Annotated in this window: 10 protein-coding genes; all 10 read right to left on the bottom strand. The window is 43.0% G+C overall.

Translation table 11 applies throughout. The annotated features are described in order from the left end of the window. Nucleotides 1-85 precede the first annotated feature (85 nt). On the bottom strand, nucleotides 86-820 hold the full coding sequence (locus AWH61_RS01020; protein WP_014948333.1) for a cytochrome c1: 735 nt from the start codon (nucleotides 818-820) through the stop codon (nucleotides 86-88). Further along, a complete protein-coding gene (locus AWH61_RS01015; RefSeq protein WP_014948332.1) occupies nucleotides 817-2,082 on the bottom strand; it encodes a cytochrome b in 1,266 nt (421 codons plus the stop codon). Before AWH61_RS01015 ends, AWH61_RS01020 begins: the two co-directional genes overlap by 4 nt. A gap of 1 nt (nucleotide 2,083) precedes the next feature. Continuing rightward, nucleotides 2,084-2,716 (bottom strand): ubiquinol-cytochrome c reductase iron-sulfur subunit, encoded by a 633-nt coding sequence (gene petA, locus AWH61_RS01010; protein ID WP_049586157.1) that lies wholly within the window; start codon nucleotides 2,714-2,716, stop codon nucleotides 2,084-2,086. Nucleotides 2,717-3,068: 352 nt separating this feature from the next. Then, a complete protein-coding gene (locus tag AWH61_RS01005) occupies nucleotides 3,069-4,511 on the bottom strand; it encodes an amidohydrolase (RefSeq protein ID WP_075176010.1) in 1,443 nt (480 codons plus the stop codon). Further along, entirely contained in the window at nucleotides 4,504-5,682 is a 1,179-nt protein-coding gene (locus AWH61_RS01000) for a M14 family metallopeptidase (RefSeq protein WP_075176009.1), read from the bottom strand. The genes AWH61_RS01005 and AWH61_RS01000 overlap by 8 nt, the downstream gene beginning before the upstream one ends. A 75-nt stretch (nucleotides 5,683-5,757) precedes the next feature. Then, a complete protein-coding gene (locus AWH61_RS00995) occupies nucleotides 5,758-8,877 on the bottom strand; it encodes a TonB-dependent receptor (protein WP_083605878.1) in 3,120 nt (1,039 codons plus the stop codon). 68 nt (nucleotides 8,878-8,945) lie between these two features. Continuing rightward, nucleotides 8,946-9,926, bottom strand: coding sequence for a FecR family protein (locus AWH61_RS00990; protein WP_075176007.1), 981 nt, complete (start codon nucleotides 9,924-9,926; stop codon nucleotides 8,946-8,948). Next, nucleotides 9,926-10,492 carry an RNA polymerase sigma factor gene (locus tag AWH61_RS00985; protein WP_075176633.1) on the bottom strand — a complete coding sequence of 189 codons (567 nt, stop codon included), beginning with the start codon at nucleotides 10,490-10,492 and terminating at the stop codon, nucleotides 9,926-9,928. The genes AWH61_RS00990 and AWH61_RS00985 overlap by 1 nt, the downstream gene beginning before the upstream one ends. A 130-nt stretch (nucleotides 10,493-10,622) precedes the next feature. Then, nucleotides 10,623-11,015: a 30S ribosomal protein S9 gene (gene rpsI, locus AWH61_RS00980; protein ID WP_014948330.1), complete on the bottom strand. Its 393-nt coding sequence runs from the start codon at nucleotides 11,013-11,015 to the stop codon at nucleotides 10,623-10,625. Between the two features lie 12 nt (nucleotides 11,016-11,027). After that, nucleotides 11,028-11,456 carry a 50S ribosomal protein L13 gene (rplM, locus tag AWH61_RS00975; RefSeq protein WP_014948329.1) on the bottom strand — a complete coding sequence of 143 codons (429 nt, stop codon included), beginning with the start codon at nucleotides 11,454-11,456 and terminating at the stop codon, nucleotides 11,028-11,030. Nucleotides 11,457-11,607: the final 151 nt, after the last annotated feature.

The following is an 11,607-nucleotide window of genomic DNA, read 5'->3' as shown; positions in this document are numbered from 1 at the left end:
TTTAAGGATTTTCAGGTAGCACGAGTAAATACCAAAAAAAGGGGGCGAGAAGCCCCCTTTTCATATTATACATAAATCTGTGCGATTAGTGCACTTCTCGCCAGTATTCTTTCTTCAGTAAGTAAACAAATACAAACAATACTGCGATAAAGATAAGTACCCACTTACCGATTTTGTGAGATTCAAGTTTAGAAGGCTCACCTGTGTACTCTAGGAAGTTCACGATATCGGCAACAGCTTGGTCGTACTCGTCAGGAGACATTGCGCCAGTACCATCTGACTTAATGCCTACATAACGCTTAACCATCTCTCCATCAACCATTTGCTCTTCATAAGTACGTGTTGGCGTACCTTGAAGTGGTTGAAGTACGTGTGGCATACCTACTTCTGGGAATACTGTGTTGTTCACTCCAAATGGGCGGCTTTCGTCAACATAGAAAGAGCGCAGGTAAGTGTAAATCCAGTCTTCGCCACGAACACGAGCCACTAGCGTTAGGTCTGGTGGAGCAGCACCGAACCAGCCAGCAGCGGCTTCTTCTGGCATTGCACGAGTGATGTAGTCAGACACTTTTTCACCTGTGAACTGCAGGTATTCTTGACCTAGTTCGTCAGGAATACCCAAGTCTTGGAATGAACGCTGATAGCGCTGATACTTCATTGAGTGACAGCCTAAGCAGTAGTTCATGAACAATTGTGCACCGCGTTGTAAAGACGCCTTATCGGTTAAATCGATAGGGGCTTTATCTAGGTGTACGTTCCCGCCTGCCGCAAGCGCTACGCCAGGTAGGAAGAAGGCTAAAAAGCACATCATTTTTTTCATTTAGAAATCCTCTCTGGCACAGGTTTAGTGTTTTCGTTTTTGCTGTACAAGAACAGTGCTACGAAGAAACCGAAGTACATTACCGTTGCAACTTGCGACGCAATGATTTTCCAGTTTTCTTGCGGTGTACCACCTAGGTAACCTAGGAAGATAAACACAATTGCAAACACGATAAGGTTTACTTTGTGTAGGCCACAACGATAGCGCCATGACTTAACGCGACCACGGTCTAACCATGGCAGAGCAAATAGCGCAGCAATTGCACCGAACATCGCTAATACACCGAATAGCTTATCAGGAACCGCTTTTAGTACAGCGTAGAACGGTGTGAAGTACCAAACAGGGAAGATATGCTCAGGTGTTTTAAGTGGGTTAGCAATTTCAAAGTTAGGGTGCTCTAGGAATTTACCGCCCATTTCAGGGGCAAAGAACAGCACGTAAGTGAACAATGCTAAGAATACACAGAACGCCACAAGGTCTTTAAGTACGATGTGTGGGAAGAACGGCAATACGTCATCAGCAATGTCGTACTTGCTTGTGTAGTATTCATGAATTTCATACTTCGTCTTTTCAGACTCAGGTAGTGAACCTTTCTTATGCTTGATAGCAATACCATCAGGGTTGTTAGAACCCACTTCGTGAAGTGCAATAATGTGAAGGAACACAAGAATAACGATAACCAACGGCAACGCAATAACGTGTAATGCGAAGAAGCGGTTTAGTGTTGCGCCAGAAATAACGTAGTCACCTTGTAGCCAGATAACAAGGTCAGGACCAACAACAGGAATAGCACCAAATAGTGATACGATTACCTGCGCACCCCAGTAAGACATTTGTCCCCAAGGTAGAACGTAACCCATGAAAGCTTCTGCCATAAGCGCTAGGTAAATAAACATACCAAACACCCATAGAAGCTCACGAGGCTTCTGATAAGAGCCGTAAATCATGCCACGGAACATGTGTAGATATACCACAATAAAGAACGCCGATGCGCCAGTACTGTGCATGTAACGGATAATCCAACCGTAGTCGATCTCACGCATGATGTATTCAACAGAAGCAAATGCGCCTTCTGAAGATGGAACGAAGTTCATGGTCAACCAAATACCAGTAACAATCTGGTTTACCAAAACAATAGTTGCTAGAAAACCGAACACATACCAGAAGTTCATGTTCTTTGGAGCAGGATATTGAAGAGCGTGCATATTCGCAACGCGCATCATTGGGATGCGTTCTTCAATCCAACCTAGGAAAGCATTCATATTACACGGCCTCCGCTTCTGAACCGATGATGATGTTATTGTCATCAACGAATTGATATGGCGGTACAACCAGGTTCAACGGTGCAGGAACGTTTTGGAATACACGTCCAGCCATGTCGAATTTCGAACCGTGGCACGGGCAGAAGAATCCATCTGGAACGCCTTCAACCACTTCTTCAAATGCACCGTCTTTAAGATGCTGTGGAGAGCAACCCAAGTGAGTACAGATACCAACAAGGATAAGGTACTCTTCCTTCATTGAACGGAAACGGTTTTGAGCAAAGGCAGGCTGCTGCTCAGCTTCAGAGTTAGGATCTTTCAGCTTATCTTCGTGCGTGCCTAATTCTTCAAGAATTTCTGGCGTACGACGTACAATCCACACAGGCTTGCTTCGCCACATCACACGTACTAACTGTCCAGGCTCAATCCCGCTGATATCTACTTCAACGTCAGCACCGGCGGCTTTCGCTTTGGCGCTTGGATTCCAGGACGCAATAAAAGGCACAGCAGCACCAACGACACCTACACCACCAACTACCGACGTGGCAACGGTCAAGAACCGACGACGAGTGTTGTTTTCTGGCTGGTTTTCATTGTGTGCAGACTCTGTTGCATCTACAGATACATTGCTCATCCACATTTCTCCAGGTTTGGATAATTATGATGTGTAACCCAAGCTTATACTGGTTTTATCACGCTTGCGTCATGCATCATATGGCTTGTCATGACAGCGACGTAACAGTAAAAATTTACTGGTTTACGAGGTCACGAAAGTTTTCAAAATTTTCGACCGCAAATGATAAAAGAAAAGCCCTTATAAACACAAGGTTTTACTGATATTTAAGCGATAAATTAATCTAGAGCTTAGATAAAGATTTAGCGAGTGATATGAGTAAAATCAAGAAATTGCCACATATCTAAGCAATTTCTTGATTCAATATTAAAACATTGTTAGCTATAAAAGTGTTTTAATCAGGGTTATTTAATTATTTCCTGTAGTCCAATGCAGGTGCTCTCTGTCCAATCATAGGTATGTAATTTGCGGTTGATGAGCGAGTTTTAAATTCATTTTTAGCATTCTTAAGGTGAACTGGCTCTTTAAGTATAGAAATTGCCGTTTTTGTTAAAACCTCTGCTGCTTGATACATTCCTTTATGGCCTATTTCCATCCCACTCATTGATGACGCTTGCCAAGTATGAGGAGGCGTGCCCTTAACCCATGTCGCAGCAGACAGGCCAACAGTAGGAATCTGCCAACTGACATCCCCAACATCTGTAGACGCAGACCATACTGCTACTTCTGAACTAAACTTCTGTGGAACGCCATGCTTTGAGCTATCAAACTCCATATTACGGGTACTGCTAATTTTTTTACCAAACTCAATTTCGTCTTTGGTGAGTGGTATTTGAGGTGTTTCGGTGAGTAAATCATGCATTAGTGAAGAAAGATAAACGTTTGGAAGCACATTCCAAACACCTCCTGTAACTTCAGACTCTACTCTAGTTTGTGTTCCTAATGCTGCACCTTCGGCAGCTAGCTCAAGTCGCTCCCAAAGCGATAGAACAACATCTGGTTTCGCTGACCTGACGTAGTAGTACACTTCCGCATAATCGGGCACGATATTAGGGGCGGTGCCACCATGTGTAATCACGTAATGAATTCTAGTCCCGTCTGGAACATGCTCTCGCATTAAGTTTACCATCATGTTCATCGCCTCAACGCCATCTAAGGCAGAGCGCCCTTTTTCAGGTGCCGCTGCAGCGTGTGCAGCTTCTCCGAAGAACCGAAACTTACCACTCTTGTTCGCAAGTGATGATGAAGGAGAAGCAGACGATGAATCGGAAGGGTGCCAATGCAACGCAACATCCACATCTTTAAACTTACCTGCTCTTGCGAGGTATACTTTTCCAGAGCCCCCCTCTTCTGCAGGTGTTCCATAAACTCTCACTGTACCCGTTGCTGAGGAGTTATCTAAGAAGTCTGCAATATTCAAAGCTGCGCCTACTGCACCGCCTGCAAACAAATTATGACCACAAGCATGGCCAGGCTGTACCAGACCGCGTTTCATTACAGGCTCTTTGTGCGTCTTCGCAGCTACTCCCACCCCTGGCAGCGCATCCATTTCAGCTAGCAGAGCAATTATCGGCTTCCCATACCCATACTCCGCTATAAACGCTGTAGGCATGCCAGCAACGCTTTGTGTGACAGAGAAGCCGCGTTTAGATAGTAGTTCTTGCATCAAGCTAGTACTTTTGTCTTCTAAAAAACCAAGTTCAGGTTCACTCCACAAAGCTTGGGCCAACGTTTTCATCTCGCTCTCGTGAGAAAAAGAAACAGTCCCTACATTATGCTTTTTTGCTTCGAATTGTGCGCATAATGCAACGTTAGACAGAAGCATTAATGCGCCAACAAGAAATAGTTTACTCATTATTTTTCGAACCTTCCGTTGCTGTGTGTTTGATGTCAAAACCTTCTGGCGGGACAGAAAGTAAAGCGGGAATGAGAGCATTTGCGGCTTTTCTTGCTACATATCGCGTTTTTTCATTTGGCTCGTTATCCCCTACTTCGTAAGTTACACCATGGACATTGTATGTGTCAGCGATAAATTGCTTAAACACTCCCTTACCTGGTGACGTGCCGGGCTTATCAAGAACTTTGAATATACCTTTTGTTTTTTCTTGTAGCTCTTCTAACCAATCTACCACTAATTCACTAGGCGCTAGCGGCTCAGAGGAAGGAATGGTGTAAAAAACATTTCCGTGGGTAGAGTGAAAGTCCATCCCAAACACAATTTTTCCACCTTTATCTGAAATCGTATCCAAAAATGTCTTTACTGAAGCGGTTTCAGGCTGAGAGAAGTCGTTCCAATCTCGATTAAGATCCTTATGGCCAAGACTATGGCGCCAATGACCATTAGCAACACCATCGGGGTTAATGTTTGGGACCACGAGTACATTAAATCGTGACAAAAATTGCGTTTCGCTAGCTGTTTGTTTTAAGAACTCTTCTAGAAAAGAGAACATTGCTACAGCCCCGGTAACTTCCGGTGGGTGTTGGCGTCCTACGAAAACAACCCATTCGCTATTACTGGGGCGTGAAAGTGTAAAAGCATCTATTACTCTGTTCTCGGTAGACTTGCCAATAGTAAATAGGTCAATATCAAACTCGCTTTGTTTCTCCTTCAACCATTTTTTATATTTCTCGTTTAAAATAGGTGGCTGAGCTGAAACAAAGAGGGGCTGTTTCGAGCTTTCTAAAGCTATAATCATCCCTCTTTTGTCCGTATCAAAAGGTATGGGCGTCCAGTGCTTTTTGTCTCTGCTCATTTTTGGAAGATATCTTGGCGAATAACCATCAAAACTAAGCACTATCTTTAGCTCTAATTCATTTTTTGATGTGACACTAAAATAGTACCAAGGGCTAGGGTTGATGGGTTTGTCTTCAGGTAAAAATGTTAAAACATACTCTCCATTATCGGTGAGTTCACAACTATCTAAACGTCCCCCTTCAAAATCCGCTGCAAATTCAACGTCACTGAAATTACAAGCTGCCACAGGTAAGGACAAGCACGAAAAAGCGAATAATAAAGCTCGAATCATAAATTTCTCCAAAGAAAAGGGCGCTCAGTGAGAACGCCCTTTTTAACTAGTAAGTATGTTTAGAATGAACGCAGGTTAGAACTTATGATTTAGAGTTACATAAGTGTATCTTCCCATTGATGAATGCAACGCACTATTGAAACCGAATGTCTCGTCTGAAAAAGGCGGTTCTTCGTTAGTTAAATTTCGCATACCTAAGGTTATCTTAGTGGTACCAGTAAGAAGTGAATCCTCACTTAATGTAAAACTCAAAAAAGCATCAATCGTCGACCAATCATCTAACACATAAGTAACTAACTCACCTTCACCATTGGTGTAATTCAGGCTTGTATCTTCGACATCACTTACGAACCGATACTTCAATCCCGCTCTTACTGCACCTAGTGAATAAGTTAAAGCAAGGTTAGCTCGCCATTTTGGGCGTTCATTTTGCCTTATTAGAGAGCCATCACTCCCGAAAATAGAAACTAGTTCACCCTCATACAAAAGTGCTTCATTCCCTTCGTTTTGAGCTGCAACAACAATATCTGTAACAGAGTCAGAGCCCTGATCAAACTTCTTCAAATTTGCTGCATTTAAGTTGATTGAGAATTTTCCGATATCTGTTTCCAATCTGTAATCAATACTGTAGTCGATACCAGATATTTCTCGGGGGAGGAGGTTTGTATAGTCATTACGAACAAACAATATCTCACCGTTCTCGTCACGCACTACGTTATCGTTTTGGCTTCCTTGAGACCGAAGCAATGCATCGTAGAGAATTTGAGTTTGGCTATTTAAAATCCCTACTGTGTTCTCCTGCTTTATTTCCCACCAATCGAGAGTGAACGTCAAGTTCTCAGTTGGTGTAATGACTACGCCAAACGAATAATTTTCACTTTCTTCGGGACTCAGCGTGTCACTTCCATTTCTTAGCTCTAAAGTACCTCTATTACTTTGAGTGACTGGATCTACTCGCGTATTTGATCTTGCAACATCAACTGCGGTAACTTGCGGTAACCCTGGCGCTTTGAAGCCGCCAGAATACGCACCTCGAAATAGCGCGTTCTCGTTGACTCTCCATGCTAGAGCAAACTTAGGTTTAAAAACGCTCCCTACATCAGAAAAATCTTCATAGCGCCCTGCAACCTGCAAATCTAAGCTCTCAATTAGAGGTAAATCAGCGATTAGTGGAATCGCAAATTCTGCAAAAGCGGATACAACGTTGCGGCTCCCGCTTGCATCCGGCGTAGGACTACTGCCCAGCACCTGACTTGCAATCTCTGTGGATGTTAGGCCTACCAGATCAGTAAAAAACAACGTGCCATTCAAGTCGTCACTACGTTTATCAAAAAAGCTTTCATAGCGATATTCCACTCCTGCGGCAAATCCAACTTCGCCAGCTGGCATAGAAAATAAATCTGGTCTGGAAACTTTGGCATCGATCGAAGCAAGCTCAGTTTCAGATTCGCGCTCAACATTTATCATAAAACTTTCAATTACACTCTGAGGGACATCAGTATCATCTACGGAGTTAGGGTCGCTTAAACTTGCGCCACTAAAAATGTTGTACGCTGTTGATTCATCAGTGCTATTTACTGCTTCTTGAAAAAGGCTCGTGTTAATCCGATTTGCAGAATCAAGTGTGTTCGCTTTTGAGTACAATACTGCTGAATCAAAATCCCAGCTTCCTAAATAGCCTCGTGTACCTGCTAAGAGGCGATAGCTATAATCATCCACTTTTACATTTCTTGGTCCAGTATCTATTGGACGGTATCGACGAACAGTAACCTCTTCTCCAAATGGGTTGTAAAATGCATCAGCAGACACTGTAAACCGTTGAGCTGTTAAATTTCCCGATTGTTCCCGAATACGCTTTGCAGTTGCTGAGTAATAAAGCGCTTCTGCATAGATTTCTACATCATCGTTCAAGTAATGATTGACAAGGGTGTATAAATTTAACCTATCAACTTCTGAACTTAAGCTACGTTGACTATTTGAGTCAAAACGAAGATCTCTAGGAGTGGACCCTGAGGCGGCGCATATATTGTTATTCACCACTGCAGCACATTCACCGAAAGAGGAAGGCTGAATATGAAAGGTTCCCAGTGAGTCTGATGAAAACTCTCCCCAAGGAGTTACCGTCGTGCGGTTATCTAATTGTGTATCTCCGACAAAATCTTCAGGAACTTCTGAGTAATCACGCAAATCTGATGTCGCGGAGTAATCTCGCTCATTAGCCATTACCATATCTCTATGGTAATACCCCCCACTAAAAGTTACATGGGTACTGTTGTCATTGAATAACCACCCAGCTGCACCAGAAAGATTTACCTGGTCTCTACCAGTACCTTGGCTACTCCCGTATTGCGCCTGAACTTCCGCACCGACATACTTTTCATCGAGAACGTAGTTAACAACGCCAGAAATTGCATCTGTACCGTAAATGGCTGCGGCACCGTCTCTTAAGACCTCTACTCGCTTCAAACCTTTAACTGGAAGCGTGTTAGAATTAACGGTTGTTACAGGAACTAAATTTTCAGCTTGGGTGCCTGGATGTAATACAAGACGGCGACCGTTTAATAAAGTAAGAGTGTAGCCCGTCCCTACTCCTCTAAGGTTCACAGATGATACATCGCCACGGGCGTCATTGACGCCACCAACAACTCGCTCGCTATTAAAATTTACAGCGCCTTGTTGGGGTAGTTCGGCAAGAATTTCAGCGCCACTGGTTAAGCCGAGACCATCAATGTCTTCAGAAGACATCGTAGTAACTGGAAGCGCTCCAGTGTCTTGCATTCCACGAATATTAGATCCCGTTACTTGGACTCTCTCAATACTGGCTTCTTGGTTGAGGGGCTCGTTTGGTGACCCATCGCTACTTTGTTTCTTCGCTGGGGTGTTAGGCGAAATGTTTTGAGGTACAACAATAAACGTACTATCGGACGTCTTTTTATAGATGTAATCACTATCTTTAAGCAGTTGCGAAAGCGCATCCTCAACACTCATGTCACCCGATATACCAGAGACAGACGTTCTCTTAATTTTTTCGTCTGAAAACAGTATTTGAATTTCACTCTTTTCTGCCAATAGCAACAATGCATTATCGAGTGTGGTGGCTTCTATGGACAGGCCTTCTATTGTTTTTGCGTTCGCGCCGTTCGATATTGCTAGCGCAATGCAAAGTGCGAGTGTACTTGTTGTTTTTGGCAACATCATGGCTGCTCCTTGTATATTTATTATGCGTCCTTTGATTAATACGCAGCCAGAATTAAAAGCCTCCGCTATTTTTTCACTATTTTTATATTTTTTTCAGTTTCTTCTATTTTTATCGGCAACGTTGCTTCCAACGCTGTCAAAATCGCATCGCCATCTGTTAGTTTAAACACACCGCTAATTTTGAGGTTTGCCGCACTCGCATCAATTGTAATTTTTTTGCTTCTATAACGATTAAAGTTATCAATTACATTCTCTAATTGTTCGTCGTCGAAACGTAAATATCCAGAACGCCAGCTATGCGCTTTTTCAACTTTTTCTTCATTTTGCTTTGTAATAAGTGAACTAGACGCTTTAAAAGAAGCGACGGCTCCTGCCTCAAGATAAAGAGGCGCTTGATCGGGTAGGCTTATGAGCGGATTTTCACTTTCGACAGCAACAATACCTTCAGCTACAGAAATGTCGAATCCGCTCTCAGATAGCTTTATATTGAATTTAGTCCCTACAACTCTAACAATCTTAGAGTTAGTATAAATAAGAAAGGGTCTAGATTTATCTTTAGCAATATCAAAAAAAGCTTCCCCTTTTTCTAGCCATAACTCTCTTCTATTAGGCGTGAAATTGACTTTAACTTCAGTCGCCGTGTTTAAGGTAATTTGAGAACCGTCGGAAAGACCTATATTGCTAACCTCGCCAATTGCGGTTGCGTAGTGCTGAACAAGATTCAATGAATGTTCAAGTACTGTATCTTCACTTTTCAAAAATAAAAATAAACATGCAGTGACCAAAAATAAACTGGCTGCAATATATCTAAAGTGATAAAAGCGTCTTTCAAGCTTATCTCGCCAACTACTTTTTTGAGGTAATTCAGGAGCAGCTTCCCATATTGCTAATGCTTGTTCGAACGCAGCCTGATTATCATTACTCGCTTCACACCAAGTAGTAATTTCTGTCTCTTCTTTGGCTGTTAGTTCTCCGCTATACAAGCGGGTTACATATTCACTTGCCTGCTGACTGATTAAATTTTGCCTATTTAGCTCAGAACTCATTAGTCTAAAACCTTATTTCTGATTGCAGTCAGCGCCGCTGCTATGTATTTTTCTACTGTGCTAACGGATACACCTAACGTATCACTAATTTCACGATAGGATTTCCCCTCTACACGACATAGTATAAAGGCTGATTTATGGTAAGGGTTGATACCATTTAAAACGTGCTCAATTTCCGAGAGTTTTTCGAATATTCCAGCCTGTTTTTCTGGCCCGTGGTCTTTTTTCCCATGGTCAGCTTCTGAAAAACTTTCATGCGCATCACGTGCTCGAACTTTTGCTCTTCGTTCTCGGTCAATAATCAAGTTGGCAACAACGGTGAAAAGAAAGCTTCGAAAAGTATCTTGTCGCTCTTCTGACTTAGCCGCCAGTCCTTCCATTGAGAATAGCTTTGCGTACATTTCTTGTAAAATGTCTTCGATTTCATGCGTGCTAGCCCGAGCACGAACGCGAATAAATCGACGAAGCGCAGACTCATGCTCTCGCACTAACGCATACAGTGAGGAATTGTCGTCTTGTTCTGAGACCGTTACTGGCGGCTGGGCTTTGAGGTAAACTACTTTCACATTTTCGACATAGTTGAATTTCAATAAGTACTTATACGCAGCTTAAACCAAAACCCTCCATCTTTTCTGCCTTTAGAAAATAAAAAACCCGGCATAAGCCGGGTTTTTGCAAATACAAAAAACGTAAAAATTAACGCTTTGAGAATTGTGGACGCTTACGCGCTTTGTGTAGACCAACTTTCTTACGTTCAACGCGACGTGCGTCACGAGTAACGAAGCCAGCTTTACGAAGTGCTGGACGTAGTGCTTCATCATACTCCATAAGAGCACGAGTAAGACCGTGACGGATTGCACCCGCTTGACCGTTAGAACCACCACCTTTAACAGTGATGTATACGTCAAACTTTTCAGTCATTTCAACAAGTTCAAGTGGCTGACGAACAACCATGCACTCTGTTTCACGACCAAAGTACTCGTCAAGAGCGCGTTGGTTTACTTTAATGCTACCTGTGCCTGGACGTAGGAACACACGAGCAGTAGAACTTTTGCGGCGGCCTGTGCCGTAGTATTGAGTATCTGCCATGTTAATAGCTCCTTAAATGTCCAAAACTTGTGGTTGCTGTGCGGTGTGCTTGTGCTCTGCACCTGCGTAAACTTTCATTTTACGGAACATTGCGCGACCTAGAGGGCCTTTTGGCAACATGCCTTTAACTGCTTTTTCAATAACCATTTCTGGCTTGTGAGCAATTAGTTTTTCAAAGTTTGTCTCTTTAAGACCACCTGGGTAACCAGAGTGCGCATAGTACATTTTGTCTTGCGCTTTACGGCCTGTTACCGCAACTTTCTCAGCATTGATTACTACGATGTAATCACCAGTGTCCACGTGAGGTGTGTACTCTGGCTTGTGCTTACCACGAAGGCGTAGTGCGATTTCAGAAGCCAAACGGCCTAGAGTTTTGTCTGTGGCGTCTACCACATACCAGTCACGTTGTACCGTTTCTGGCTTAGCAACAAAAGTTTTCATTTTCAAATTCACCCGAATAATATCGTCGTTACTGATTTCTGAACACCAGAAATCACCTTAAAATCAACACAATGACCCCTTCGAGCCGGCTGATTCTTCCACCTTCCCAAAGGTGGGCGTAACTGGGCAGGGCGCGAATTATACAGGAATT

The sequence above is a fragment of the Alteromonas sp. W12 genome (assembly GCF_001924945.1).
Taxonomy (GTDB): Bacteria; Pseudomonadota; Gammaproteobacteria; order Enterobacterales; family Alteromonadaceae; genus Alteromonas; species Alteromonas macleodii.
Note: the sequence above shows the minus strand (reverse complement) of the source record. Positions and strands in the feature narration are given on the sequence as shown.